Below are 26,282 nucleotides of genomic sequence, written 5' to 3'. Positions count from 1 at the left end.
AAGCGTATTTTTTAATATACAATTAACTAAAAGAAATCGCCCTTTTTCTTTCTGCTGCGTCGGTTACCGGAGTTGGGACTTTTACCCTGGCTTCGGTCCCTGACTTTGGAACGGCCCTTGTCCTCATTTTTGGAGCCTTTTCTATGTTTTTTCTTGTCTTTGCTCCCTTTTCCGCGACGCTTTCCTCCGCCACTGCCACCGCCACCACCGGGGTTGTTGGAGATTTCAACATTCACGAAGCGTCCGTCCACCTTAAATTCATTGAAGGTAGCCAATATTTGTTCGGTGACTTCGGCATCGGTATTAAAAAAAGAGAAACTGTCCTTTACATCGACCTTATAGATATCATCTTTGCCAAGTCCGACGGTATCCCGAAGAAAATCCTTTAACGACATCCAATCGTAACCGTCCCTTTCCCCTACGTTGATAAAATATCGGACCGAACCATTACCGCTGAAAGAAGACTGCGCCCTTCCCGATTCTTGGGAACCGGTTTGTGAAGCGTTCAAATCCTTGGTCTTGTTGTAGTAATTATAGAACCTGGTAAACTCTACGGAAACGATTTTTTTGATAAGTTCATCGCGATCTATTCCTTTGAGCACGTCATTGATGGCCGGCAAGAAGGGGTCCACTTCATTATTAATCTTTGTTTCCTTGATTTTGTTTGCCAAGTGGTACAATTGGATCTCACAGATTTCCATGCCGGTGGGAATATCCTTCTGGATAAATTCCTGTTTGATGATATTTTCGATGGATTTTATCTTCCTGAGTTCGCTACGGGTAACGATGACCATGGAAATACCCGATTTTCCGGCCCTTCCTGTCCTACCACTTCTATGTGTGTAAGTCTCTATCTCATCGGGTAGTTGGTAGTTTATTACGTGGGTGATGTCGTCCACATCGATACCCCTGGCGGCCACATCGGTAGCGACCAACATCTGGATCTGTTTTTTCCGGAAGGCGTTCATCACCAAATCACGTTGGTTTTGGCTCAGGTCGCCGTGCAATGCACCGGCATTATAGCCGTCCTCGATCAATTTTTCCGCCACTTTTTGGGTATCTCTTTTGGTGCGGCAGAAAACTACCGAAAATATATCGGGATTGGTATCCGCCAATCTTTTCAAGGCCGGATAGCGGTCCCTGCCACTTACCACATAATATTCGTGCTGAACGGTTGCCGCGCCCGAATTTTTGGTACCCACTGTAATCTCCTGGGGCGCGTGCATGAACTTTTTGGCGATAATCGCAACTTCTTTTGGCATGGTGGCAGAAAACAACCAAGTGGATTTGTCATCTGGCGTGTTGGAAAGAATGTCCTGGATATCCTCAAAGAAGCCCATATTGAGCATTTCATCGGCCTCGTCCAAAACACAATAATCGATTTTTGTGATGTCTACCAGACCTCTGCTGATCATATCCTTCATTCGGCCAGGCGTTGCTACCACAATTTGGGCGCCTCTTTTAATCTGTTTCGCTTGTTCCGTAATGCTTGCACCACCATAAATGGCGACTACGCTTATATTCCTTTCATATTTGGAATAGAGTTGTAATTCATTGGTAATCTGTAGGCACAATTCCCGGGTAGGCGATAAGATCAAGCCTTGGGTTGTCCTGCTATTACTGTCTATTTTCTGAATTAGGGGAAACCCGAAAGCGGCCGTTTTGCCGGTACCTGTTTGGGCTAAAGCCACAAGGTCCGTTTCGCTTTCCAATAAAATAGGGATTGCTTTTTCCTGTACTTCGGAAGGGGACTCAAAACCCAAATCCGAGACAGCATCCAATAGGGACTTTTCAAGTCCCAATGCTTCAAACTTTGTCATAAAACGTTATATACTTAATCGCAAATAAGAATGCTGCTTAGAGGGATTATCCTATATAACCTATTTAGACTCGGCGCAACACATGCTATACTAGCGGCGTTATTTAAAGCGGCAAAGGTACTGCGAATTAATGAAATGCAATAATAAATCTTTAGGTACGCTCAGGGGGCCAAAGTATAGCCATAAACAGATAGCAGAATACCAATGATACCGGAAACGACCATGCAGATGATAAAGGTTTTTTGCAGCAATGGATTGTCGTAAATTATAATACAGACCGCTCCAAGTACAATGCTTATTTGGAAAAAAAGCATACCCAGATCGAATTTTTTGGTCGCAAAGTCGTATTCCTCCGCCAGCGCTTCCCATTCGTTGATTCCCACGATTTTGCCCATTTCTCCATCCAGGTCTTGGGCCCATTCTTCTTGTGGAATGTTTGCCGAGCCTACTAAAACTTCCGTTTTTTCCGATGCGTACTTTTTTATTTGCTTTTCTACGTTAGCGATTTTTACCTGTATGCTTCCAATATTTTCCTCTTGTACGATGCCGGTTTCCAACAGGGCCTGTAGATTGTCCAGTTCACTTTCCTTTAGGCTTTCCTTGATGCTTTTGGATTGGTACCAGCTGGAGTAGTTCACCACTTTATTGTGGGCGATCATCATTTCCTCTTCCAGTTCCCCGTTGATCATTTGGGATATGGCCATCAAGGCCGCAAAAAAGGCAATCAGTACGCCTCCAACGGCTTCCGCTCTTTCTGATGCTACCGAAACTTCAACCGTATCCGTATTTTTTTTAGTCTGTAACATGGTGGTCGTTTAAATAGGTAATGAGTTTTGAAAAGGCCTTTCCCCGGTGGCTTATTTCGTTTTTTATATCCAACGGAAGTTCCGCAAAGGTTTGGTCATATCCATTGGGTCTAAATATGGGGTCGTAGCCAAATCCCTTATCGCCTTTTTTAGAAGTGGTGATTTCCCCTTCAACAACACCCTCGAAAAATTGTGTCGTTCCTGCCAGGTTCAAGGATATTACGGTCTTGAAATGTGCGGAACGATTGTCTTTGTCCGCAAGGTTTTTCAATAGCTTGTCCATATTGGCATGCGCATCGTTTTGTATTCCTGCGTATCTGGCGGAATAGACACCAGGCTCGCCGTTAAGAGCGTCCACTAATAGGCCTGTATCATCCGCGAAACAGGATAAATTGTAGTTTTTGTAAACGTAATCCGATTTCAATTTTGCGTTGCCTTCCAAGGTCTTTTCGGTTTCAGGAATATCCTCCGTAATACCCAAATCGTTCAATGAAACCAAGGTTATACCCTTAGGTAGTAATCGCTGTACTTCCTTTACTTTGTTATGGTTGTGCGTGGCAAAAACAAGTTTCATTTCTCCGTATTTAATCACTTGAATTTATGGGGCAAAGAGCGTCAAAAATAGTAATTTTATCCAATGGAATTAAAAGTGCCCCCTGTATTGGTTTTTTTAAGTTTTGGATTGATCATGTATCTCTTGGGCATTTTCTTGCCCGTAGGTTATTTCGATTTTTTTGGACGTTTCCTGCTTGCAAAAATCCTTGTTGTTTTGGCCGGATTCATAGGCTTGGTTTCGGTCTACCAATTTTTTAAAAGAAAGACTTCGTTAGACCCGATGCACCCTGAAAAAGTGAACCAATTGGTTACTACCGGTCTGTATAAATATTCCAGAAATCCTATGTATCTAGCGCTGTTATTGTTTCTACTAGGTTTTGGGCTCTACCTGGGAAATGCTTTTAATACACTGGTCGCTGCCGGTTTTGTGGCGTATATGAATCGGTTTCAGATTGTCCCTGAAGAACGGATTCTACTTGATAGGTTTGGAAAGGAATTCAAATCCTACCAAATCGCTACGCGAAGGTGGTTTTAATATCCCCTTTTGATTATCGTAATAATTAATATGCATAAATATTATCTATTTAGCTTATAATTTAATATATTAGCTTTTTAAATAATATAGTATGATAGCGATTATCACGGGTGATATCATTAACTCCGAAGGGCATCAATCCTCTGAATGGATAGACATTCTCAAAACATATTTTACACGTTTTGGGCCATCGCCCATGAACTGGGAAATTTATAGAGGAGACGAGTTTCAACTAAAGGTCACCAAGGATAATGCCTTGTTGACCGCCATACACATTAAAGCCCTAATAAAATCCGTGAAGGACCTGGATGTCCGAATGGGAATTGGTATCGGGCTGGAAACGTATATAGGTTCGGGGGTCAGCGAATCCAACGGTCCGGCCTATCAACGTTCGGGCCGCAAATTGGAATCCATTAAGGATGGAAAGGTGAATTTAAGTATCGCCACGGGAAACGAATTTTATGACAGGACCCTCAATTTAATGCTGCAATTGGCGCTGGATTTCATGGACAGCTGGAGTGTGGTATCGGCAGAGATAATGGCCTTGGTCTTGGAGGACCCAAAGGCTTCCCAAAAGGAAATCGCCAAAAAATTAGGCATAAAACAATCCGCAGTAAGTCAACGGTTAAAACGCGCCCGACTTGATCTGGTCATGGATTTATTGAACTATTATGAACAGGCAATAAAAGAAGTATGACCATGCAGCTATTCGTGAAATTGTTATTGGCCCATCTCATTGGGGATTTTATGCTGCAACCTACCAAATGGGTCATACATAAAGAGGCCAATAAAGCGGCCTCCAAGTTCCTTTATCTGCATGTCCTTGTCCACTTTATGCTCTACATGCTATTTCTTTGGGATTTTCAAAAGTGGTGGATCGCCCTTTTTTTATCCATGGGCCATCTTATCATTGATATGGCGAAGTTATACGTAAACCCACTTTTTAAAAATAAAAGCATCCCGTTTTTCCTGGATCAAATTCTCCATATTTTGACCATTTATGTTTTTGTGTATTTTACAAATTTGCACGAACAGACCATGGCACTAATACAGGGATTGGATTGGCCTTTGGTATTGGCCATTGTGTTCGTTACAACACCTTCGGCCATTATTATGGGCAAGCTGTTGGAGGGTATGTCCAACCAAATAAATACGGACCATAAATCATTGCCCAATGCCGGTACCTATATAGGCATCATCGAAAGATTGTTCGTGCTTACCTTTATCATCATAGGTAGGTGGGAAGCCATCGGACTTTTGATTACCGCAAAATCTGTGTTTAGGTTCAACGATTTAAAGGAAAGCAACAGCAGAAAGCTTACGGAATATATTCTGATAGGTACTTTGGTCAGTTTTGGACTGGCGATTTTGACGGGACTCTTATATATAAGTTATACTTAATTTGAAATGAAAAACTTCCTATTTCTATCTTTTGCTTTTGTCCTTTGCATCTCAAAATTTTCCGCGCAAACTAATTTTTTCCAATCCTTTGATGGAACCAATATTAGTTATACCGATGAAGGATTTGGCGAGACAGTTCTTTTAATTCATGGATTTTTGAACTCAGGCAAATCTTGGAAAAACACAAAACTGAAAATGGATTTATTGGAAAAGGGTTATAGAGTCATTATTCCCGATTTAAGGGGCTGCGGGCAATCCGATAAACCCCAGGAGGAGCAGTTTTATCAGCACAATGCTGAGGTACAGGATTTAAACCTCCTGATGGACCATTTAAAAATACAGCACTATGCTGCAATTGGCTATTCCAGGGGCAGTGTTGTTTTGGCGGAGCTCCTAACGGAAGACGAACGAATCAGTAAGGCCGTTTTAGGGGGAATGGGAATCGATTTTACAAACCCTAATTGGGATCGGAGAGTGGCCTTCGCGAACGCCTTTAATGGAGAAGTTTCTGAAATGACCCAAGGAGCGGTAGACTATGCAAAATCCATAAATGCCGATTTTAGGTCGCTCCATTTGCAACAAAAGTACCAACCTTCCACGAGCAAGGAAGAACTTGGAAAAATAACGACCGAAATTTTGGTGATAGCAGGGGATACCGATTTTGAAAATGGAAATCCGGAAGCGCTGAGCAAGGTGTTCAAGAGTTCCAAGTTGTCTATTGTGCCCGGAGATCATAACGGGACCTTGAAAACCCAAAAATTCTCCAATGAAATACTTGGGTTTTTGAGATAAAGACCCATCGCCAAAGACGGCTGTAGTTTTACAATTAATTCAATCCGCTTCCTTTTTGTTTAATTTTGGATGCCCCTACCAAACAACCAATTTAATTTTTAATTTTGCCACTACATTCAAAGAACTCCTTTTTAGCTTAGAAAGGGCTTAAAATATGGTTGCAACGGGTAGAAAATATGTTTTTGATTTCGACAGTACCTTGACTCGGGTCGAGGCACTGGACGTGCTGGCGGAAATGACCTTGGAGGGAAAATCCAACCGGGAGGAAATTGTAAGCGAAATTCAACGGATTACCAATTTGGGTATTGACGGCGATATTTCCTTTACGGAATCCCTGGAGCGTCGTTTAAAGCTTTTGGACGCAAATAAGGAGGATCTTGAAAAATTGGTGGAAGAGCTACGGCAAAAGATTTCCAAGTCCATAGCGGCCAACAAGGAGTTTTTTGAAAAATATTCAGATGATATCTATGTGATTTCCTGCGGATTCAAGGAATTTATAGATCCCATTGTCAAGGAATACAATATACCATCGAACCGGGTGTATGCCAATACCTTTAAGTTTGATGAGCAGGGAAATATCGTTGGGTTCGATGAGAAAAACGTACTCTCGCAGCACAACGGAAAAATAGAATGCCTAAAACAAATGAATTTGGACGGTGAGGTCCAGGTCATTGGTGATGGCTATAGTGATTACGTAATGAGGGAGGCCGGGATAGCGCATAAATTTTTTGCCTACACAGAAAATGTACACCGGGAGAAAGCCGCTAAAAATGCCGACCATGTTGCACCTAACTTAGATGAATTTTTATTTGTGAACGATTTGCCAAGAAATATCTCTTACCCAAAGAACAGAATTAAGATCCTATTACTGGAGAATGTCCATTCCGATGCTTTTGAAAGCCTTTCGAGCGAAGGCTTTTCTGTGGAGCTTTTAAAGCACAGCCTGTCGGAAGAGGAACTGGTAGAAAAAATCAAGGATGTCCATGTATTGGGTATCCGTTCAAAGACACAGGTGACGGAAAAGGTATTGGATGCCGCCGAGAAATTATTGGTCGTTGGCGCATTTTGCATCGGTACTACCCAAATAGACTTGGAGTATGCCAAGCGTAAAGGAGTGGTGGTTTTCAATGCCCCTTACAGCAATACACGGTCTGTTGTGGAGTTGGCCATCGGCGAAATTATTATGCTGATGCGTAGCGTCTTTGCAAGAAGTTCTGAAATCCACAACGGGCAGTGGCAAAAAACGGCTGCAGGATCTAGGGAGGTGCGTGGCAAAAATTTGGGTATTGTGGGTTATGGAAATATCGGAAAACAGCTTTCCGTTTTGGCCGAAGCGATGGGAATGAAGGTCTACTACTATGACGTAAACGACCAATTGGCCCTTGGAAACGCCGTAAAATGTAGCACTTTGGAGGATTTGTTGAATGTCTCCGACGTGGTTACCCTGCACGTTGATGACAACAAGGCAAATAAAAATTTCATTGGGGAACGCGAAATCAACCAAATGAAGCGAGGAGCCATGTTGATAAACCTATCCAGAGGTTTCGTGGTGGATATCGATGCCCTCGCGGATGGATTGGAAAGCGGGAAGATTGGCGGTGCCGCTGTGGATGTATATCCTGAGGAACCCAGTAGTAATGGGGATTTCAAAACAAGACTTCAAGGTTTTCCAAACGTGATTTTGACTCCGCATGTAGGGGGAAGTACGGAAGAGGCCCAAAGGGATATCGCCGAGTTTGTTCCAAATAAAATTATGGATTACATCAATTCTGGAAACACGGTAGATGCCGTGAATTTCCCCAATATCCGCTTGCCGAAGCAAAATAACGCGCACAGGTTCCTTCATATCCATAAGAACGTTCCGGGAATTATGGCGAAAATCAATAAGGTATTGGCCAAGTATGAGCTTAATATTTCCAGCCAATATTTATCGACCGATAGTGAGGTGGGCTATGTAATTACCGATTTGGACAAGGAATACAATAAGGACGTTATCAAGGCCTTGAAAAAGGTCGAAAACACGATAAAGTTCAGGGTGCTTTATTAATTTTTTTGACCATCCTTTTCAAAGATTTTCCTTGCTAAAGGCTAAAGGTTAAAGGCTACTGATGATGATAGGGCTCGTTCCGTAAAATCGTGAAGGCCCTGTATAGTTGTTCCACAAAAAACACGCGCACCATTTGATGGGAAAAGGTCATTTTGGAAAGACTGATTTTCCCCGATGCTTTTTTATATATTTCCTCGCTGAACCCATAAGGCCCCCCAATCAAAAAGACGAGCTGCTTCAACCCGGAATTCATTTTTTTCTGTAGGTAACCGGAAAACTCCAAGGAGGAGTATTGTTTGCCATTTTCATCCAAAAGCACCAGGATATCGGTATTTGCGAGCGATTTAAAAATGAGCTCGCCCTCCTTGATTTTTTGTTGTTCGGCGGATAGGTTTTTGGTCTTTTTTAGGTCGGGGATAATCTCCAATTCAAACTTGACGTAATGGCCCAACCGTTGCTCATACATAGAGATGAGCTTTTGCAGTTCCTTGCTATCCGTTTTACCAATGGCCAACAGTTTTATCGTCATATTTCAAAAGTAAATCAAATTCCCAAAATGGATTCGTATTTTAGCGGGAAGCAATAATAGTTTATGATTTCACAAGAGCAGTTAGAAAAGGAATTGGAAGGAATAATTGCCAATGCGATCAGGGAAGATGTAGGTGACGGCGACCATAGCTCCTTGGCATGTATCCCGCCGGATGCAAAGGGAAGGGCAAAATTATTGGTAAAGGACGAGGGAATCATCGCTGGGATCGAGTTCGCAAAAATGGTCTTTGAATACGTGGACAAGGACATGGTTTTTGAAACCGTGTTGGAAGATGGTGCTAAGGTGAAGTATGGAGATATCGCTTTTTATGTCTCTGGGAGTTCCAGAAGTATTCTTTTGGCCGAAAGACTGGTGCTTAACGCCATGCAGCGCATGAGTGCCATCGCAACCAAAACCAAAACTTTCGTGGATTTATTGGATGGGACAGGTACAAAAATCCTGGATACCCGAAAGACAACACCGGGAATCAGGGCCTTGGAGAAGTGGGCGGTTAAAATAGGCGGTGGAGAAAATCATCGCTTTGCTTTGTATGACATGATCATGCTCAAGGACAACCATATCGATTTTGCGGGCGGAATTACCAAGGCAATCGAAAAGACCAAGTCCTATTTGAAGGAAACGGGCAGGGATCTGAAAATTATAGTAGAGGCTCGGGATTTGGATGAAATCAAGGAAATTTTAAAGTCCGATGGCGTGTACCGCATCCTGATCGACAATTTTAATTACGAGGACACACGGGAAGCCGTTCGGCTTATTGGGGACACCTGCCTTACCGAATCATCGGGAGATATCACCGAGGAAACCATTCGATATTACGCGGAATGCGGTGTGGATTACATATCCTCTGGGGCTTTGACGCACTCCGTCCATAACATGGACTTAAGTTTAAAAGCCGTGTAGATGTCCGCAGAGGTCGAAGAAAAACTGGATAAAATCCCCATACTCAATAAGGTAGTACGGTTGCTCAAGACAATCAAATTACCCGGACTCGAGGGGTTATCCCTTTATGATTTAATGGAAATGTATATCAATGGGATCGTGCAGGGGGCCCTGTCCTCCCGTGCCAGTGCCATCTCCTTTAGTCTTTTTATGGCCTTATTTCCGTTGTTGATTTTCATGGTGACCTTGGTACCCTTTCTTGTGGAATATATCAGCATTCAGAACGAAAATTTTGAATTACAGTTCCAACTTTTTTTGGAATCCTTTTTACCGAATGCCACGGGGGATTACTTTGGGGATATTTTCAGGCAAATAAAAGATCAGAAGCGGGGAGGCTTGCTTTCATCGGCTTTTTTGCTTTCCATTTTCTTGGTTGCCAATGGCGTGAATTCCATCTTTGGAGGGTTTGAAACGAGTTATCATATAGAGCTGAAACGCAACTTTTTCAGGCAGTACCTTTATGCCCTAATGGTAGGGCTTATTTTGGCAATACTGATTATAGTCGGTTTTGTGGCCTATATTTATTTTGAGTTTTATGTACTGGGCTATTTGACGGAATTCGCCGCTAGGCAGGGCGGATATGTTTTGGATGAGGATGAGATTATCGGTGTCCAGATTGCCAAAATCCTCTTTTTTATCGTACTGTCCTATTTCACTACGGCGATTCTTTATTATTTTGGGACCAAAGAAGGGAAACAGGCCCGTTTTTTTTCAATCGGGGCATTGGTTACCACTATTTTGTTTTTATTGACCTCTTATTTGTTCGGTATTTATGTGGAGAAATTTGCCCGATACAACGAACTATATGGTGCTTTGGGAGGATTGTTGATTTTGATGGTCTACATTTGGTTGAATTCCAATATATTGCTCCTTGGTTTCGAATTGAACGCTTCCTTAAATTCCTTACGTAAAATCAGTAAACAAGAATGATAAACAATAAAGTAGTCTTTGTATCCTTATTTTTTTTGATCGGAATAAATTGTCTGGCGGCCCAGTCGGTTTTTGGCAGATGGAAGACCATTGACGATAGAACGGGAAAACCCAAAGGTATTATCAATATTGTACAGAAGGACGGTCAACTATATGGCTACGTTGAAAAAATCCTAGAAGAAGGTAGGGAAGATGCAGTCTGTATCAAATGTGAAGGGGAATTGAAAGATGAACCCATAGTGGGTATGGAGATTATAAAGGGCGGAGAAAAAACTGACGACGGCGAATGGAAGGGAAAACACCTTTTTGACCCTGAACAGGCCATGACCTTCCGTTTTAAGATCTGGTTAAACCCCGATAATAAGAACGAATTGAAAGTCCGTGGTTATTTGGCCTTTCTTTTCAGAACCCAAACATGGATCAGGGTGGGAGCATAGATTTTATGGAGTACTTTGTCAATGTAGTTTTGCCCATACCCCTGGAGCGTCATTTCACGTATAGCATCACTCCGGCGGAAGCGTCATTTATTCGACCTGGTATGCGCGTATCCGTTCCCTTTGGGAAATCAAAAATATATACGGCCCTGGTTCTTGAAGTACATAATACACCTCCTGTGGTGTACGAGGCCAAGGAAATAGACCGGATTTTGGATGAGGTTCCTTTGGTAACCCCCCTTCAGCTAAAGCATTGGGAATGGATAGCCAATTATTATATGTGTACCATGGGGGAGGTGATGCGCAGTGCCCTGCCATCGGCATTTTTGCTGGAAAGTGAAACCCTGATTTTACGAAATGATGAAGCCAATGTGGATGAATCCCAATTACAGGACGACGAGTTTTTGGTCTTTGAGGCCCTACAGCATCAATCCACTTTGAAGGTCCATGAGGTTTCCATAATTGTGGACCGAAAAAATGTACTGCCCGTTTTAAACCGACTCCTTGAAAAGAATATTATTTACCTGAAGGAAGAGGTCTACGAGCAATACAAACCCAAATTGGTAAAGTATGTCAAGTTGGGAAAGGAATATCTTTCAGATGAAGCCTTGGAATCACTGTTGGAAACGCTCTCCCGGGCACCCAAGCAAAGTCAGGTGGTTCTGGCTTTATTTCAATTGCAGAGTGGTAGCAAGAAACCGATATCGGTATCGGATTTGGAAAAATACAGCAAGGCCTCAAAAGCGGTCATAAGTTCGTTGGTCGAGAAAGGAATCTTGGAGGAGTATTTTATTCGGAAAGACCGTGTTACGTATGATGGCGCTGAAAATTCTGAAATTAAAACCTTGAACGAACATCAATTAAATGCCCTAGCCGACATAAAAAAAGCATTCAAGGAAGATAAGGTGACCCTTTTAAAAGGAGTTACATCATCGGGCAAGACAGAGGTGTACGTTCAGTTGATCAGTGATTTTCTGGAAAAGGGAAAGCAGATTCTCTACCTACTTCCTGAAATCGCCCTGACCACCCAGTTGATATCCCGGTTGCAGGATTATTTTGGCGAACGCATTTCCGTGTTTCATTCCAAATACAACATTCAGGAGCGGGTAGAAGTTTGGAACAATGTTTTGAAAGGTGCTGAAAAGGCCCAGATTGTCATTGGAGCCAGGTCTTCCTTGTTTTTACCATTCGCTAATTTGGGACTGATTATCGTAGATGAGGAACACGAAGGCTCCTTTAAGCAGTTCGACCCAGCACCGCGGTATCATGCCAGGGACGCGGCCATAGTCCTTGCAAACCTCCATGGGGCCAATATTCTTTTGGGTTCCGCCACGCCCAGTATAGAAAGCTATTTCAATGCCAAGCATGGAAAATATGGCTATGCAGAAATAAATAGGCGTTTTGGCAATGTACTCATGCCAGATATGGAATTGGTGGATTATAAGGAAGCCCTACGTAAAAAACGGGTAAAAGGACACTTTTCCGAAAGGTTGTTACAGGAGATCGAGGAAAGTCTGGGCAATGGTGAGCAAATCATACTTTTTCAGAATCGGCGTGGGTTTGCCCCGGTTTTGGAGTGCCTTACCTGTGGTCATACGCCACAATGTTCCAATTGCGACGTTACCTTGACCTATCATCAATATAAAAATCAGTTGCGATGTCACTATTGTGGTTTTCACACTGCATTACCAGAGAGCTGCGCCGCCTGTGGTAGTCCGGAATTGGATACCAAGGGATTCGGTACGGAACAGGTAGAGGAGGAGGTCAAAAAACTATTTCCCGCCGCCAAGGTAGGTCGCATGGATTTGGACACCACCCGAGGCAAACATGCCTATGAAAAGATCATCACTTCCTTTGAACAACAGGAATTGGATATTTTGGTAGGTACGCAGATGCTTACAAAAGGACTGGATTTTAGGAACGTAAGTTTGGTAGGGGTCATGAATGCTGATTCGCTCCTAAATTTTCCGGATTACCGCGCCCATGAGCGTACCTTTCAAATGCTGACCCAGGTTGCAGGTAGGGCAGGGCGTACCCAGAAAAGGGGAAAGGTCATCATCCAGAGCTACAACCCATACCATCAGATTTTAAAACAGGTAACCACAGGGGACTATGAAACCATGTTTCAAGAACAGGTATACGAAAGGGAACAGTATAAATATCCGCCAGTAAACAGAATTATAAAAATTACCTTTAAACATAAGAATTACAATACCCTCAACGAAGCATCTGAATGGTTCAGTGGGGCTTTGCGAACAAATTTTGGAGGTACGGTTTTAGGACCTGAGTTTCCGCCCATTTCTAGAATTCGGAATCAATATTTAAAGCATGTTTTGGTGAAAATAGGGAAAAATGAATCCCTGGGAAGAACCAAGAAGAATATCAAGAGAATTGAAAAGTCCTTTAATTCTGTGAGTAAGTTTAGAAGTGTAAGGATCATCTATAATGTGGGCCACATTTAAAAAATAAAAAACCGCCCAAAAGGCGGTTTTCAGTGTATTCTTTTTTCATAAGCAATTATTATACATTGCTCAGGGCTTCGGCCAATTCCGTTTTCTTGTTCCTACTCAAAGGAATGGAGCGGCCGCTCACCTCTACATTTTTGCTGTTGAACTTCTCAACTTTTTCCAAGTTCACAATATAGGATTTGTGAATTCTAAGGAATTTATCTTCCGGCAATTGCTTTTCGAAAGATTTCATTGTTGATAAAATTACGATGTTGGCTTCATCGGTGACCAATTTGATGTAGTCTCCCAAAGCCTCTATCCATTTGATATCGTTCAGGATAACCTTTCTTTTCTTTAAGTTACTTTTTACGAAAATATGTTCTTCGTCTTCGTTCACCCTGTGCATTTGCTCATATTTGGCTACCGCTCTTTTTACGGAAGCATCAAAACGTGCCATGGTAATGGGTTTGTGAAGGTAATCCGTTACGTCATAATCGAAAGCCTTTAGGGCATAATCCGGTTTGCCGGTGATCAAGATTACTTGGGGACTATTGTCCAAGGATTCAAGTAGGTCGAATCCTGTAATGATGGGCATTTCAACATCCAAAAAGATTAAATCGATTCATTGTTCTTGATGCCGTTCTTTGCTTCGATGGCGTTGCTGTACTCTGCCACCATAGCTAGGTTTGGGAGGTTGTTTACCAACTTGGCGACCGCCATACGCTGCATGGACGAATCGTCAACGATAATACTTCTTAACTTCATAAGGGCTGATTTGTGGGGTTAAATCATCGACAAATTACCGAAAAAACACGGTCAACTGCAACAAAAGATGTAAACAATGCTTTTCTTATTGTATAGATGGCAATGATCATAGATTATTAAGATTTGGTTTATACATTTTAAATTTTTCCTCCTAGCTATAACGAAGAATTTCTTCATTTCTTATAATTATTGAAAAAAAGTATCTATTTTTGCACTCCTTTTAAATAAATATAATATGAACCATTACGAAACTGTTTTCATTTTGAATCCCGTTCTATCTGATGTTCAGATAGAGGAAACAGTTAAGAAATTCGAGGATTTCTTAATTAACAATGGCGCCAAAATGGTGGCCAAGGAGAATTGGGGCCTAAAGAAATTGGCGTACCCGATTCAAAACAAAAAAAGTGGTTTTTACCACTTGTTCGAATTTACCAGCACAGGCGAGGTAGTAATGCCTTACGAGCAGGAGTTTAGGAGAGATGAACGCGTTATGCGCTTTTTGACCGTTAAATTGGACAAACATGCCATCGCGTGGGCAGAAAAAAGAAGAGCAAGAAACAAAAACGCTAAAGCGTAAGGACTATGGCAACATTACAACAACAGGCAAAAGGTAAAAAAGATGGGGAAATCAGATACCTTACCCCATTAAATATTGAGACCAATACCAAAAAGAAGTACTGTAGGTTTAAAAAATCCGGCATTAAATATGTGGATTATAAGGATGCGGACTTTTTGATGAAATTGGTAAACGAGCAAGGTAAGTTGTTACCTAGAAGGCTTACAGGTACTTCCTTGAAGTATCAAAGAAAAGTGGCCCAAGCGGTAAAAAGAGCTCGTCATTTGGCGTTAATGCCATATGTTGGTGATTTATTAAAATAAAAGAAAAGAATCATGGAGCTTATATTAAAGGAAGACGTAGAGAATTTAGGTTTTAAAGATGACTTGGTGAGCGTAAAGAATGGATACGGTAGAAACTACCTTATTCCACAAGGCTTGGCGACCATGGCAACACCTTCGGCTAAAAAAGTATTGGCCGAAACTTTAAAACAAAGGGCCCACAAAGAAAAGAAAGTTGTGGATGCCGCTAAAAAGACAGCTGAAGCCCTAAAGGCCTTGGAATTGAAAATTACTGCCAAAGCTGGCGCAGGGGACAAATTGTTCGGTTCCGTTACCAATGGCGATTTGGCCGAGGCAATCGAAAAGGAAGGTCACACTATCGACAAGAAGTTTATTAGTATTCAAGGTGGTTCCGTGAAAAGAACCGGTCCTTACAATGCCCAGATTAGACTTCACAGGGAGGTAGTTGTAGATTTCCCTTTTGAGGTAGTAGCAGAGCAGAATTAATTTGTTTGTAAATAATATGATAAGCCTTTCAGGAAACTGGAAGGCTTATTTATTTTATCTATTCAAAGAACCATATGAAATACGCGAGACTTACGAAGGAACAATTGGAAGAACTTCATCCAGAGTTCATCAATTTTTTGGCTACACAGTCCATCGATAAGACCGAGTGGGATGAAATCAAGAAACACAAGCCACAAGTGGCGGAAGAGGAGTTGGATGTTTTCAGCGATTTGGTTTGGGAAGGGGTTTTGTCCAAAGTAACTTATTTGGAGAATATTTCAGCCCAGCAAATGCACCTTTTTCACCTGACCGATAAGGAAATGAAACTAATCGCCGTAAAAATTATGAATCCGGAAATCGATTTGACGACCAAGGTAGGTTTTGATTGGTTCCGAAAAAACTGGCAATCGGATTTCGTAGATTATATGACGGCCTCCAAAGCGTATACGGACGACCCAAATCAAGATAAGTTTGAATTGATCAAACAAGGTGCGGTCATCACCAAAGGGGAATTGTTCCAGTGGTTCGATAACGTTATAGAAGCCCCATAAGCCCCCTCTAACTCCTCCAATGGGGGAGAATAAGTTTCTCGGTTAGTACTTCCTCTTCTTTGGAAGGGATTATGGGGAGACTTATATTTGCAACTCATAAAATATCCATGGCACAAAAACCTTCCATACCCAAAGGTACCCGCGATTTTACACCCTCCGAAGTTGTAAAGCGAAACTATATTTTTGATGTAGTCAAAAGGCATTTTCAAACCTTTGGTTTTCAGCCTATTGAAACTCCGTCCTTTGAAAATTCGGAAACCTTGATGGGTAAATATGGGGATGAGGGCGATCGACTCATTTTTAAGATTTTGAATTCGGGAGACTTTTTGAACAAGGTCAATGACGAATTATACAGTTTAAAGGATTCTAATAAAATAACTTCAAGTATTTCTGAAAAGGCATTACGCTATGATTTAACCGTACCTTTTGCCCGATACGTAGTCATGCACCAAAATGAACTGGATTTTCCTTTTAAACGCTATCAGATACAGCCTGTATGGCGTGCGGATAGGCCACAAAAAGGGAGGTTCAGGGAATTCTATCAATGTGATGCGGATGTAGTTGGCTCGGATTCTTTGTTGCAGGAAGTGGAACTTATTCAGTTGTACGATACCGTTTTTACGGAATTGAAGTTGGACGGCGTTACCATTAAATTGAACAATCGTAAAATTCTTGCCGGTATTGCCGAAGTCATAGGTGCCAAGGATTTATTGATAGATTTTACCGTAGCCTTGGATAAATTGGATAAGATAGGGGAGGACGGTGTTAAGAAAGAAATGTTGTCCAAAGGAATTTCGGAATTCGCGATTGAAAAGGCCGCACCCTTGTTCAACTTAAAAGGCAGTAATACCGATCAATTGGATGCCTTGGATGCCTTATTGGAAAACTCCAAAGAAGGGAAAAAAGGCGTGGATGAACTTCGGTTTATTATGGAAACCATTGTCAGTTTGGGTATGCAGTCAGCCAAATTGGTCATTGACGTTACTTTGGCCCGTGGACTCAATTATTATACAGGGGCCATTTTTGAAGTAGCTGCTCCTAAGGGTGTTTCCATGGGATCTATTGGCGGCGGCGGTCGTTATGATGATTTAACGGGAATCTTTGGATTAAAGGATGTTAGCGGTGTGGGAATTTCTTTTGGCTTGGACCGAATTTACCTTGTTTTGGAGGAATTGAATCTGTTTCCCGAAGCCATAGATCGTTCCTTAGAAGTGCTATGTTTGAATTTTGGGACCAAGGAAGGTTTGGCTGCCTTGAAGCTTACCACGGTTTTACGAAAGCATGGAATTAAGGCCGATATATACCCCTCCGATGCAAAACTGAACAAGCAGTTCAAATATGCCAACAATCGGAATGTACCTTATGTAATTCTTTTGGGTGAGGAGGAATTGAACAATAGTTCTTTCGTGGTGAAGAACATGCAAAACGGAGAGCAAAAAACATATTCTCTTGCGGACACGCAGCAGTTTATCGATTCCCTATAAGTTTGCTTTTCAGTGCCTTTAGAATCGTTTCGTAATATTCTTTTTTGTGTGGAACGTATTTGTCCGGCATCGTATCCAAAACCTCCTTTTTGAATTGGGAAATGGGTATACTGTCCAAAGCTTCCACTTCGCTTTCCTGCTTTTTTAGGTTTTCAATCGGTTCCTTCAATTCGCACATAAAGGTATGATGGAATTCACAGTCGATAAGACGTACTGAATGTTTCTGAACCGATTTGAACACTCCAATCTTTTGTAAATCAGAAGGCCTTATTATTAGACCAATTTCCTCGGCTACCTCCCGAACCGCCGATTTCTCCAAATCTTCACTGGCCCCAACGTGTCCGGCTACGGAAACATCCCAAAGTAGGGGGTGGGTATCTTTATCCTTACCTCTTTGTTGAAGTAGTACCTCACCGTCGGACGTATAAATCCAAATATGAACGGTAGGATGAAAAAGTCCATCCCGGTGTGCTTCCGATTTCATGCACGATTGTCCGGTAAGATTTCCGTCCGCATCCAAAATATCTATTAACTCATCCATAGTAAGGAAGTCATCGAAAAATGGAAAATAGACCTGTCAGGTTTTTAAAACCTGACAGGTCTTGATTCCTATTTACGCCTAGGTATATTTACTGCTGAATGTTTTTAATCCTCTCCATCGGGGAGGAAATAGTAGGGGCTTAATCAAAATAGCTAAAGGTTTCCCCTTCCTTAATATTCAAGAGTGTTTCGTAAATCAATCGAATGACATTTTCCACGTCATCCTTATGCACCATTTCCACTGTGGTATGCATATAGCGTAAGGGCAAGGAAATAAGAGCCGATGCTACTCCGCCATTACTGTAGGCAAAGGCATCTGTATCCGTTCCTGTCATTCTGGAAGCAGCCAAGCGTTGGAAAGGTATTTTTTTGGCTTCGGCCGTTTCAATAATACGTTCCCTAAGTTTATTTTGAACCGCAGGAGCGTAGGAAATTACGGGGCCTGCACCAATTTCTGTATGTCCCTGTGTCTTTTTCTCGATCATAGGGGTGGTAGTATCATGGCAAACATCTGTGACGATGGCAACGTTCGGTTTTATAGTCTGTGTTATCATCTCTGCACCTCGAAGGCCGATTTCCTCTTGAACGGAATTGGTGATATAGAGTCCGAAAGGAAGTTTCTTTTTGTTTTCATGTAAAAGCCGTGCAACCTCGGCAACCATGAATCCACCAGCCCTGTTGTCTATCGCCCTACAGACATATTTATCGCCGTTCAATACCTGGAATGTATCTGGATAGGTGATGACGCAACCTACATGTACTCCCATTTTTTCCACTTCGGCCTTGTCCTTGGCACCTATATCGATAAAAATATTGTCCAATTTTGGCGGTTCTTCCTTGTCGTTTTTCCGGGTGTGAATGGCCGGCCATCCAAAAACTCCTTTTACGATACCATTTTTGGTGTGGATGTTCACCCACTTACTGGGCGCAATTTGATGGTCGCTACCCCCATTTCTGATTACATAAAGAAGGCCATTATCGGTAATATAGTTGACATACCATGAAATTTCATCGGAATGCCCTTCTATAACCACTTTATATTTCGCATCGGGATTAATAACTCCCACAGCGGTTCCGTAGGTATCCGTAATAAAGGTGTCCACATAAGGTTTCAAATAGTCCATCCAAAGCTTTTGTCCTTCCCATTCATAACCGGTTGGGGACGCGTTGTTCAGGTATTTTTCAAAAAAATCAAGAGATTTTTTATTGATGATGTTTTTGTTCGCCATGAATATTTAGTTTAACTGGATAATCGAGATTTACTAAAGTAAGTTCTTGACACGACCAATAGCGGAATCGGTTCAAATTATGGCAAGCCTTACCTTGTTAATGTTGCTTACAAACTTAGCAATATTCACTTGTTTTTAATAATATGCTGTAGCAATTATCGTTAATTTTGGCAGGGCTTTTGCACGCACTATGCTATGTTGAAAAATAGGCTACTATTATTTGTTTTTCTGACTTCCGTACTTCATTTGGCGGGTCAGGTTCCTGAACAGGAGTTGGATTCCCTTTCTGAAAAAATGATTATCCTGGCAGGGGACTCGATAGTTCAAAGTTCCATCGCCCTGCAGGAGGCCTACGTCTTTGGCAAGCTTCAGTTTTCTTCCTACGATGATAAACTCAGGTATTACATATTACGACGGAAGACCCACAAAGTGTATCCGTATGCGAAATTGGCAGCGGAGCGCCTGTTGGAGTTGAACGACAGTCTTACCAAAATTACAAAGACCCGAAAACGGAAGAAATACACCCGCAAAGTTCAAAAGTATATAGAAGAGGAATTTTCAGAGGAATTGAAAAAACTCACCAGAACGGAGGGGCAAATTTTAGTAAAGCTAATATACAGGCAAACGGGAACCACGGCCTTTGATCTAGTCAAAGATCTTAGGAACGGATGGAGAGCCTTTTGGTACAATACGACTGCCAAACTTTTTAAAATCAGTATCAAGGAAGAGTTCCACCCAGATGAAGTGGAGGAGGATTATCTCATAGAGGACATTCTACAAAGGGCTTTTGCCGCTGGGCAATTGGAACGGCAGGAAACGGTTTTGGATTACGATTACAGTTCCCTTTATAATAAGTGGAAAAAGCCCGTCGTGAAGAATAACCCAAGCAATTAGTCTTTCGACCTTCCCTTACCTCCAAAAAGCGCATCAACTATTGTTTGGATACCTTTGAAACCGGAATAAATGGCATACATGGCCAAAATCAGTCCAATGACTAGTACGGGCCAGTATAGAGGGTGACCTTCGTTTTTAAAAGCCTGCCAAATGACTATTGGCGCTAAAAACATAAGCAAAACCGTAAAGGCCAACTTCTTGATACCTTTAAAAAGCATTTCCTTATCGGTTTTCATTCTATTTCAATGGTTCTCTTAAACTCTTGGACCACAGCAAAGTATCCTAAGGGGAAATCGTTGTTCTGCCCGATGGATTCCAATTCCTCGGGATTTGCTATACCCGTCACATTAAAGATATTTCCTCGAACGGTTGCGGCCGGGGTTTGAAATGGACCCTGGTCACCGCCAGCCTGAACAATAATTTGGTTCATATAATTATAGAAGGATTCATCTGCGCCAAGGATGCTGATGGTCATTTCCTGACCGGGTTCAATATCCTCGTAGAAGTACGAAAACTCAAAACGCTGGCCCTGGTAAAATTCATCCTCGGTGACTAAAAATTCGTTGAAGCCGAAATCGAAAATATAAAAATCGTCCCGTGTACCATCATCCGTAAAACTTATTATAATTTCAGTTTCGTCACCGGTAAACAGTGTTTCTTCGCCCTGGACAACCGATTCTATGGGTGATGTAGGGACAAAACTCGTAGTGGCATAATATTGTTCGTTTTTAAAATTGATAAATAATGCCAATTGTCCTGAAGTAAAAAAGGTCGTATTTCTTGTTGCTTCATAAGTTCCTGGTGAAACTTCCGCCAAGTTGATTTCGTTACTTTCCAATGAATTATCGGAAACAAAATCCAGGTTGCGTATACGGACCTCCGCATTGGACAGCGGATTGTTCTCCTCAAAAAATGAGCTGGTCAAGTTCAATTTTATTTGAGCTGTAGTAATGGGTTCCGATGTGTCCATTCTAAGAACCGCATCTACCGATAAACGTGACGTTTCTGTTGGCAAATCGACTTCTATCACATCCTCACAGGATTGTAGAAGTATTATGCCCAATAAGCAATAAATAAATCTATACATCACTTATAATTTAAAATTGTAGGTTACCGCCGGTACGATTCCAAAGATAGAAGTCCGTACCGCTTCGTTCGCTCCTGTATCATCGTTCCTTCTAAAATTAATGGCTGCAGCATTTCTCCGGTTGTATACATTGTAAATGCTGAATACCCATTCTCCCTTCATTTTTCGGTTTTTGTTTTTTCTGGGGGTAAGACTTGCGGAAACATCCAATCGGTTGTAAGCCGGTAGACGCTCCTCGTTTCTAAGACCGTAGTAAGGCACTGTTAGGCCTTGAAACTCGAACTGACCTACGGGGTAATTTGTAGGTTGTCCCGTTTGGTAGACAAAATTGGTGTTAAAGCTCCATTTTTCATTCAAATCGTAGCTCGCAAATAAAGAAACATCGTGGGTCTTATCAAATGGAGTGTTGTACCAATTTCCATTATTTATTCCTGTTTCCAAGGTATTGGTTCCGTTTATGGTCCTTCCCGGTGTCCGCTGTTCTGACTTGGATAAAGTGTAGGCCAACCACCCTTGGAATTTGCCTTCATTTTTGCGGAACAAAAGCTCTAGACCATACGCCCTGGCTTCCCCGTTTAATATTACCTGCTCTATGGAATTATTCGCTATTAGGTTCGCCCCATCAATATAATCGATTCTATTTTGTACGTCCTTGTAAAATACTTCGGTCTCCAAACTATAATCGTCATTATTGAAGCTCTTGAAATACCCCAAGGCATATTGGTCCAACAATTGCGGTTCTACAAATGGACCGCTGGGTGTCCAGACATCCAAGGGAGTAGGGGAGGCCGTGTTGGACAATAGGTGCAGGTATTGGGCCAAACGTGTATAGCTCGTTTTTATGGAACTATCCTCGCTTAAAGTATAGGATAAGGATAATCTGGGTTCCCAATTGGTAAATTGGGCCAAACTTTCATTTCTGCCAGGTGTAGCAACGGATATTGGATCCGCTTCCTGATAAATGAATAAGAGGGGGTCAAAATTTACAGGATTGTCATTGGCATACACATTGATTTCATCCTGCCCAAGCCTATTAAAATAACTGAACCGGAGACCATAGCCCAAACTAAGATTGTCCGTCAACCTATGTTCCACATCCACATAGGCCGCAAGTTCGTTGGCATATTTTTGGATAAGTTGTTCTTCCAAGATCCCAGAATTCTCATTACTGGGTTCTATTTTACCGGGATTGAATTGGTAGTAAATATTATTCAGGCCATAATTGACCTGTAATTTGTCATTCAAGTAATGTTTTAGGTCGTATTTCACATTGAAATTCCGGATGCCAGAGTTCCAATTAAAGCCCACAAAGTCTAATTTTAATCCATAGTAATAGTCCGAATAAATCAAGGAAAGGTTGGAGAAGAGTTTATCCGAAAAAAGATGGTTCCATCTAAAGTTACCAACCGCATTTCCATAGGTATTTACAAAGCTATCGCTTATGCCAAATACATCCCTACCAAAATAACCGGATAGAAATATGTTGTTGTTATCATTGATTTTATAATTGATCTTGGTATTCAGATCATAAAAATAGGCTGTATTGTCAATATCGAACAACGGAAGGAACAAATGGGCATAGGAAGCCCTTCCGCCAATTAGAAAAGCAGCCTTGTCCTTGGCAATCGGCCCCTCTAAAAGTAACCTACTCGCAACGGCTCCAATGCCCCCGTTCATCTTAAATTCCTTGCTGTTCCCTTCCTTTTGAAAAATGTCCAAAACCGATGAAACCCTTCCCCCATATCTGGCAGGAATACCGCCTTTATATAGTTTGATATCCTTAATGGCATCTGGATTGAATACCGAAAAGAATCCGAATAAATGGGAGGAATTGAAGATGATGGCCTCGTCCAATAGAATGAGATTTTGGTCTACCGAGCCACCACGCACGTTAAACCCCGATGCCCCCTCACCAGCATTTGTGACCCCAGGAAGTAATAAAATTGACTTTATAACATCGGCCTCACCAAGGATTACAGGTATTTTTTTGATAGTTCCCACAGAAAGGGTGTTGACACTCATCTGGGGTTTTCTAATATCCAATTTTTCCACGTTTTCCGTGACGACTACTTCCTGTAGCTGTTCCGCTTCTTCCGCTAGTTGAAAGTCAATTTTCTTATCCCTATCCAAAGAAATAGTTTGGATAATATCCCTAAATCCCAAATAGCTTACTACCGCCTGATAGTCGCCTTTGGGAAGCGTAATGGAATAAAAGCCATATTCGTTTGTTGTAACGCCACTTCCCAAGCTAGGAAAGGCTATTGTAACACCAATTAGGGTCTCGTTGCTGGATTCCTCCGTAATTACACCGCTTAGTGTATATTTTTCCTGGGCAAAAACAGGTGTGTAAAAGCAGGAACAAAGAAATAGAAATAGCCAAAGCGGCTTGGTCATAGTAGTTTTTTTCAAAAATAACTAGAAATACCTAACCAATTAAAAGGTTAACGATATTTTAAAATTAAAAACTTAAAAGCCTCTAGTAAAGAGGCTTTTAAGTGGTAAATATTTGAGCAATTTATAGGGTACCCAATATTCTATTTAACGTATCACTGGGTCGCATTGCTATGGATTCCAGATTGGGATTTGGTTTGTAATAACCGCCAACATCCTGTGGACTTCCCTGTGCATTCATCAACTCATTCAAAATCTGTTCTTCACTACCCTTAATTTCCGAATTTATGGTAGAAAAAATAGACTTTAATTCGGTATCCTCATTTTGATTCGCCAAAGCCTCTGCCCAGTACATAGCCAAATAAAAATGACTGCCCCTAGTATCCAATTCCTTCACTTTTCGTGAGGGGGATTTATCGTTCAATAGGAACTTTTCCGTGGCGGCGTCCAGTGCATCAGCCAACACCTTGGCTTTTGGATTGTTATTTTTTTCACCATAAAATTCCAAGGATACACCAAGGGCTAGGAATTCGCCCAAAGAATCCCATCTAAGATGTCCTTCTTCCAGGAACTGCTCCACATGTTTTGGTGCTGATCCCCCGGCTCCTGTCTCAAAAAGTCCACCACCGTTCATCAACGGTACAATGGACAACATTTTGGCACTTGTGCCTACTTCCAATATGGGGAACAAGTCCGTTAAATAGTCCCTAAGCACGTTCCCAGAAACAGAAATAGTGTCCTTTCCTTCCTTGATTCTTTTTAGCGTATATTTCGTTGCCTCTTCAGGGGACATAATTTGGATGTCCAGACCATCTGTGTCTTGCTCTGGGAGATATTTTTTTACTTTTTTGATAAGTTCGCTATCATGGGCCCTATTCGCATCCAACCAAAAAATAGCGGGGACATTGGTGGCCCTGGCACGGGAAACCGCCAATTTGATCCAATCTTCGATAGGTGCATCCTTCACTTGGCACATGCGCCATATATCGCCTTTTTCCACGGAATGCTCTAATAAGGCTTCTTCGGTATTTAGGTCGATAACCTGGACCGTTCCTGCTTTTGGAATTTCAAATGTTTTGTCATGAGAACCATATTCTTCGGCCTTTTGCGCCATGAGGCCCACATTGGGAACGGTACCCATAGTGGTAGGATCAAAAGCTCCATGTTCCTTGCAGAAATCTATCGTGGCGGAGTATACTCCTGCATAGCTACTATCGGGTATCACCGCTTTTGTATCTTGGACTTTACCTTGTGCGTTCCACATTTGTCTGGAATTACGGATCATCGCTGGCATGGATGCGTCGATTATAATATCACTGGGAACATGCAAATTGGTAATTCCTTTATCCGAATTTACCATGGCAAGTGACGGTCCTTCCTCTAGGACGTCATTGATTTCACTTTCGATGGCCGATTTTTGATTGGCCGGTAGTTTTTTTAGTTTATTGAAAAGTACTTCCAAGCCGTCATTAGGATTAACCCCTATTTTCTCAAAAGTCGCCGCGTTTTTATCAAAAACCGATTTAAAAACAGTTTCTACCACATGCCCGAAGATGATGGGGTCCGAAACCTTCATCATAGTGGCCTTTAAGTGAACGGAGAACAAAATTCCCTTATCCTTTGCATCTTGGACCTGTTCCTTTAAAAATGCCAAAAGTGCATTTTTGCTCATTACGGTGGCGTCTATAATCTCACCTTTTTGAAGCGCTATTTTATCCTTCAATAAAATTTTGTTGCCGTCTGTGGTATTCAGAACTATTTGTACTGAAGTAGCGGCAGGAATTGTAAGTGATTTTTCGTTCGATTTAAAATCACCATGGGACATTGTAGCCACGTGCGTCTTGGAATCCGCTGACCATGCACCCATGGAATGCGGGTTTTTCTTGGCGTAGTTCTTTACCGCCCTTGGAGCTCGTCTATCTGAATTTCCTTCCCTTAAAACAGGGTTTACCGCACTTCCTTTTATTTTGTCGTATTTGGCCTTTATTTCCTTTTCTTCGTCCGTCTTTGGTTCGTCAGGGTAATCCGGTAATCTATATCCTTTCGATTGTAGTTCGGCGATGGCCTCCTTTAATTGCGGAATGGAAGCACTAATGTTCGGTAGTTTTATAATATTGGCTTCTGGTTGTTTTGCCAGTTCTCCCAACACGTCCAAATCATTGGGAACTTGCTGCTCTTTGGTCAAATATTCAGGAAAAACGGCGGCAATTCTACCTGCCAAGGAAATATCCTTGGTCTCGATTTCAATTCCCGAAGTCTTTGTAAATGCTTTAACAATAGGTAGAAAGGAAGCCGTTGCCAGGGCTGGTGCCTCATCCGTTTTGGTATAGAAAATTTTGGACATTCGTATATTTTTTAATTCAAGCGGTGCAAATATACAATTTTATCCAGCCTAAAGTTGGAGCTAGCGCCTTAATATTTCAGGCTTTTGGGAAGTTTTGTTAAATAACAAAAGCCATATCAATGTACTAATACCTTGATATGGCTTTTTAGAAATAGCTTACAGACATGTTGTTCTAAAATTAATTAGAACTGCAACCCTTGGTTGCTTCTGCGTCACTAAATCAACGTTTGAAATGTGTTTCAATCTTAATTCTGTAACCAAGCATTTACTCTACATTTCGTTTTTGTTGCCTTAGCATTAAAATTGAAAACCGTAATAGTTATAAAATCTTATTGCCCACATGGGTTTAAAAGCGACAGCCTTTAAAGCCTATGCTCATGTTCATAACTAATTCCCT

The 26,282-nt window shown here is 41.7% G+C and carries 25 protein-coding genes and 1 pseudogene; 15 read left to right on the top strand and 11 right to left on the bottom strand.

The genetic code is table 11. The features are described from left to right. Positions 1-26 precede the first annotated feature (26 nt). From PP181_RS11980 to PP181_RS11970, 3 genes are all read right to left on the bottom strand, one after another. Positions 27-1,820 carry a DEAD/DEAH box helicase gene (locus PP181_RS11980; protein WP_272637294.1) on the bottom strand — a complete coding sequence of 598 codons (1,794 nt, stop codon included), beginning with the start codon at positions 1,818-1,820 and terminating at the stop codon, positions 27-29. 161 nt (positions 1,821-1,981) lie between these two features. Next, the gene (locus PP181_RS11975) at positions 1,982-2,626 is read right to left on the bottom strand and encodes a DUF4337 domain-containing protein (RefSeq protein ID WP_272637293.1); all 645 of its coding nucleotides are present in this window, start codon (positions 2,624-2,626) and stop codon (positions 1,982-1,984) included. After that, on the bottom strand, positions 2,613-3,200 hold the full coding sequence (locus PP181_RS11970) for a non-canonical purine NTP diphosphatase (protein ID WP_272637292.1): 588 nt from the start codon (positions 3,198-3,200) through the stop codon (positions 2,613-2,615). The genes PP181_RS11975 and PP181_RS11970 overlap by 14 nt, the downstream gene beginning before the upstream one ends. A gap of 63 nt (positions 3,201-3,263) precedes the next feature. Between PP181_RS11970 and PP181_RS11965 the strand changes: the two genes are divergently transcribed. The 5 genes from PP181_RS11965 (at position 3,264) to serA (ending at position 7,956) form a co-directional block, all read left to right on the top strand. Next, on the top strand, positions 3,264-3,716 hold the full coding sequence (locus PP181_RS11965; protein ID WP_272637291.1) for a methyltransferase family protein: 453 nt from the start codon (positions 3,264-3,266) through the stop codon (positions 3,714-3,716). Between the two features lie 91 nt (positions 3,717-3,807). Beyond that, on the top strand, positions 3,808-4,413 hold the full coding sequence (locus PP181_RS11960; protein WP_272637290.1) for a SatD family protein: 606 nt from the start codon (positions 3,808-3,810) through the stop codon (positions 4,411-4,413). 2 nt (positions 4,414-4,415) lie between these two features. Then, complete coding sequence (locus tag PP181_RS11955) at positions 4,416-5,117, top strand: DUF3307 domain-containing protein (protein WP_272637289.1); 702 nt, start codon at positions 4,416-4,418, stop codon at positions 5,115-5,117. A 6-nt stretch (positions 5,118-5,123) separates the two neighbouring features. Further along, positions 5,124-5,909: an alpha/beta fold hydrolase gene (locus tag PP181_RS11950; protein ID WP_154918974.1), complete on the top strand. Its 786-nt coding sequence runs from the start codon at positions 5,124-5,126 to the stop codon at positions 5,907-5,909. Positions 5,910-6,063: 154 nt separating this feature from the next. Continuing rightward, entirely contained in the window at positions 6,064-7,956 is a 1,893-nt protein-coding gene (serA, locus tag PP181_RS11945; protein WP_272637288.1) for a phosphoglycerate dehydrogenase, read from the top strand. Positions 7,957-8,011: 55 nt separating this feature from the next. Here the strand turns inward: serA and rlmH are convergent, their stop codons facing one another. After that, positions 8,012-8,485 (bottom strand): 23S rRNA (pseudouridine(1915)-N(3))-methyltransferase RlmH, encoded by a 474-nt coding sequence (gene rlmH, locus PP181_RS11940; protein ID WP_272637287.1) that lies wholly within the window; start codon positions 8,483-8,485, stop codon positions 8,012-8,014. A gap of 63 nt (positions 8,486-8,548) precedes the next feature. Here rlmH and nadC point away from each other — a divergent pair, with 63 nt between their 5' ends. From nadC to priA, 4 genes are read left to right on the top strand one after another with little or no spacing between them, the layout of a single operon-like run. Then, positions 8,549-9,406 carry a carboxylating nicotinate-nucleotide diphosphorylase gene (gene nadC, locus PP181_RS11935; RefSeq protein ID WP_272637286.1) on the top strand — a complete coding sequence of 286 codons (858 nt, stop codon included), beginning with the start codon at positions 8,549-8,551 and terminating at the stop codon, positions 9,404-9,406. Further along, positions 9,407-10,375 carry a YihY/virulence factor BrkB family protein gene (locus PP181_RS11930; RefSeq protein WP_272637285.1) on the top strand — a complete coding sequence of 323 codons (969 nt, stop codon included), beginning with the start codon at positions 9,407-9,409 and terminating at the stop codon, positions 10,373-10,375. It begins immediately after the preceding gene. Continuing rightward, positions 10,372-10,812: a DUF2147 domain-containing protein gene (locus PP181_RS11925; RefSeq protein ID WP_272637284.1), complete on the top strand. Its 441-nt coding sequence runs from the start codon at positions 10,372-10,374 to the stop codon at positions 10,810-10,812. The genes PP181_RS11930 and PP181_RS11925 overlap by 4 nt, the downstream gene beginning before the upstream one ends. A gap of 5 nt (positions 10,813-10,817) precedes the next feature. Further along, on the top strand, positions 10,818-13,271 hold the full coding sequence (gene priA / locus PP181_RS11920; protein ID WP_272637283.1) for a replication restart helicase PriA: 2,454 nt from the start codon (positions 10,818-10,820) through the stop codon (positions 13,269-13,271). A gap of 58 nt (positions 13,272-13,329) precedes the next feature. Here priA and PP181_RS11915 read toward each other — a convergent pair. Continuing rightward, positions 13,330-14,021, bottom strand: a pseudogene (locus PP181_RS11915) (LytR/AlgR family response regulator transcription factor). Positions 14,022-14,256: 235 nt separating this feature from the next. Here PP181_RS11915 and rpsF point away from each other — a divergent pair. From rpsF to hisS, 5 genes are all read left to right on the top strand, one after another. Next, positions 14,257-14,598 (top strand): 30S ribosomal protein S6, encoded by a 342-nt coding sequence (gene rpsF, locus PP181_RS11910; protein ID WP_272637282.1) that lies wholly within the window; start codon positions 14,257-14,259, stop codon positions 14,596-14,598. 5 nt (positions 14,599-14,603) lie between these two features. Then, entirely contained in the window at positions 14,604-14,900 is a 297-nt protein-coding gene (rpsR, locus tag PP181_RS11905) for a 30S ribosomal protein S18 (protein WP_138258923.1), read from the top strand. Between the two features lie 12 nt (positions 14,901-14,912). Then, positions 14,913-15,365: a 50S ribosomal protein L9 gene (rplI, locus tag PP181_RS11900; protein WP_138258922.1), complete on the top strand. Its 453-nt coding sequence runs from the start codon at positions 14,913-14,915 to the stop codon at positions 15,363-15,365. Between the two features lie 74 nt (positions 15,366-15,439). Then, complete coding sequence (locus PP181_RS11895; protein ID WP_272637281.1) at positions 15,440-15,916, top strand: DUF6495 family protein; 477 nt, start codon at positions 15,440-15,442, stop codon at positions 15,914-15,916. A gap of 107 nt (positions 15,917-16,023) precedes the next feature. Next, entirely contained in the window at positions 16,024-17,400 is a 1,377-nt protein-coding gene (gene hisS, locus PP181_RS11890) for a histidine--tRNA ligase (protein ID WP_272637280.1), read from the top strand. On the opposite strand, the gene PP181_RS11885 is transcribed toward hisS, so the two are convergent. After that, complete coding sequence (locus PP181_RS11885; protein ID WP_272637279.1) at positions 17,384-17,941, bottom strand: NUDIX hydrolase; 558 nt, start codon at positions 17,939-17,941, stop codon at positions 17,384-17,386. The genes hisS and PP181_RS11885 overlap by 17 nt on opposite strands. A gap of 139 nt (positions 17,942-18,080) precedes the next feature. Continuing rightward, positions 18,081-19,169 (bottom strand): M42 family metallopeptidase, encoded by a 1,089-nt coding sequence (locus PP181_RS11880; protein ID WP_154918992.1) that lies wholly within the window; start codon positions 19,167-19,169, stop codon positions 18,081-18,083. 195 nt (positions 19,170-19,364) lie between these two features. Here PP181_RS11880 and PP181_RS11875 point away from each other — a divergent pair, with 195 nt between their 5' ends. Then, on the top strand, positions 19,365-20,063 hold the full coding sequence (locus PP181_RS11875) for a DUF4294 domain-containing protein (protein ID WP_154918994.1): 699 nt from the start codon (positions 19,365-19,367) through the stop codon (positions 20,061-20,063). On the opposite strand, the gene PP181_RS11870 is transcribed toward PP181_RS11875, so the two are convergent. The 4 genes from PP181_RS11870 to PP181_RS11855 all read right to left on the bottom strand — a co-directional run bounded on the left by PP181_RS11870 (position 20,060) and on the right by PP181_RS11855 (position 25,885). Continuing rightward, on the bottom strand, positions 20,060-20,299 hold the full coding sequence (locus PP181_RS11870; protein WP_138258916.1) for a DUF6095 family protein: 240 nt from the start codon (positions 20,297-20,299) through the stop codon (positions 20,060-20,062). The two genes, PP181_RS11875 and PP181_RS11870, sit on opposite strands and share 4 nt — an antisense overlap. Then, positions 20,296-21,150, bottom strand: a complete 855-nt coding sequence (locus tag PP181_RS11865) for a DUF4249 family protein (protein WP_154918996.1) — start codon at positions 21,148-21,150, stop codon at positions 20,296-20,298. The genes PP181_RS11870 and PP181_RS11865 overlap by 4 nt, the downstream gene beginning before the upstream one ends. Before the next feature lie 3 nt (positions 21,151-21,153). Beyond that, a complete protein-coding gene (locus tag PP181_RS11860) occupies positions 21,154-23,544 on the bottom strand; it encodes a TonB-dependent receptor (protein WP_272637278.1) in 2,391 nt (796 codons plus the stop codon). Positions 23,545-23,665: 121 nt separating this feature from the next. After that, a complete protein-coding gene (locus PP181_RS11855; RefSeq protein WP_272637277.1) occupies positions 23,666-25,885 on the bottom strand; it encodes an NADP-dependent isocitrate dehydrogenase in 2,220 nt (739 codons plus the stop codon). Positions 25,886-26,282: the final 397 nt, after the last annotated feature.

It is taken from the genome of Maribacter sp. PR66, from assembly GCF_028464205.1.
Classification (GTDB): Bacteria; Bacteroidota; Bacteroidia; order Flavobacteriales; family Flavobacteriaceae; genus Maribacter; species Maribacter flavus.
The sequence above is the reverse complement of the archived record's forward strand: the minus strand, read 5'-3'. Positions and strand labels throughout refer to the sequence as shown.

Coding starts and splice junctions, on each gene's coding strand:
- PP181_RS11870 (WP_138258916.1), bottom strand. CDS start 20,299: ATGAAAACCGATAAGGAAATGCTTTTTAAAGGTATCAAGAAGTTGGCC.
- PP181_RS11860 (WP_272637278.1), bottom strand. CDS start 23,544: ATGACCAAGCCGCTTTGGCTATTTCTATTTCTTTGTTCCTGCTTTTAC.
- rpsF (WP_272637282.1), top strand. CDS start 14,257: ATGAACCATTACGAAACTGTTTTCATTTTGAATCCCGTTCTATCTGAT.
- PP181_RS11965 (WP_272637291.1), top strand. CDS start 3,264: ATGGAATTAAAAGTGCCCCCTGTATTGGTTTTTTTAAGTTTTGGATTG.
- PP181_RS11895 (WP_272637281.1), top strand. CDS start 15,440: ATGAAATACGCGAGACTTACGAAGGAACAATTGGAAGAACTTCATCCA.
- PP181_RS11925 (WP_272637284.1), top strand. CDS start 10,372: ATGATAAACAATAAAGTAGTCTTTGTATCCTTATTTTTTTTGATCGGA.
- serA (WP_272637288.1), top strand. CDS start 6,064: ATGGTTGCAACGGGTAGAAAATATGTTTTTGATTTCGACAGTACCTTG.
- PP181_RS11875 (WP_154918994.1), top strand. CDS start 19,365: ATGTTGAAAAATAGGCTACTATTATTTGTTTTTCTGACTTCCGTACTT.
- PP181_RS11865 (WP_154918996.1), bottom strand. CDS start 21,150: ATGTATAGATTTATTTATTGCTTATTGGGCATAATACTTCTACAATCC.
- rlmH (WP_272637287.1), bottom strand. CDS start 8,485: ATGACGATAAAACTGTTGGCCATTGGTAAAACGGATAGCAAGGAACTG.
- PP181_RS11930 (WP_272637285.1), top strand. CDS start 9,407: ATGTCCGCAGAGGTCGAAGAAAAACTGGATAAAATCCCCATACTCAAT.
- PP181_RS11885 (WP_272637279.1), bottom strand. CDS start 17,941: ATGGATGAGTTAATAGATATTTTGGATGCGGACGGAAATCTTACCGGA.
- rplI (WP_138258922.1), top strand. CDS start 14,913: ATGGAGCTTATATTAAAGGAAGACGTAGAGAATTTAGGTTTTAAAGAT.
- PP181_RS11970 (WP_272637292.1), bottom strand. CDS start 3,200: ATGAAACTTGTTTTTGCCACGCACAACCATAACAAAGTAAAGGAAGTA.
- PP181_RS11855 (WP_272637277.1), bottom strand. CDS start 25,885: ATGTCCAAAATTTTCTATACCAAAACGGATGAGGCACCAGCCCTGGCA.
- priA (WP_272637283.1), top strand. CDS start 10,818: ATGGAGTACTTTGTCAATGTAGTTTTGCCCATACCCCTGGAGCGTCAT.
- PP181_RS11975 (WP_272637293.1), bottom strand. CDS start 2,626: ATGTTACAGACTAAAAAAAATACGGATACGGTTGAAGTTTCGGTAGCA.
- PP181_RS11950 (WP_154918974.1), top strand. CDS start 5,124: ATGAAAAACTTCCTATTTCTATCTTTTGCTTTTGTCCTTTGCATCTCA.
- PP181_RS11955 (WP_272637289.1), top strand. CDS start 4,416: ATGCAGCTATTCGTGAAATTGTTATTGGCCCATCTCATTGGGGATTTT.
- PP181_RS11960 (WP_272637290.1), top strand. CDS start 3,808: ATGATAGCGATTATCACGGGTGATATCATTAACTCCGAAGGGCATCAA.
- rpsR (WP_138258923.1), top strand. CDS start 14,604: ATGGCAACATTACAACAACAGGCAAAAGGTAAAAAAGATGGGGAAATC.
- nadC (WP_272637286.1), top strand. CDS start 8,549: ATGATTTCACAAGAGCAGTTAGAAAAGGAATTGGAAGGAATAATTGCC.
- PP181_RS11880 (WP_154918992.1), bottom strand. CDS start 19,169: ATGGCGAACAAAAACATCATCAATAAAAAATCTCTTGATTTTTTTGAA.
- hisS (WP_272637280.1), top strand. CDS start 16,024: ATGGCACAAAAACCTTCCATACCCAAAGGTACCCGCGATTTTACACCC.
- PP181_RS11980 (WP_272637294.1), bottom strand. CDS start 1,820: ATGACAAAGTTTGAAGCATTGGGACTTGAAAAGTCCCTATTGGATGCT.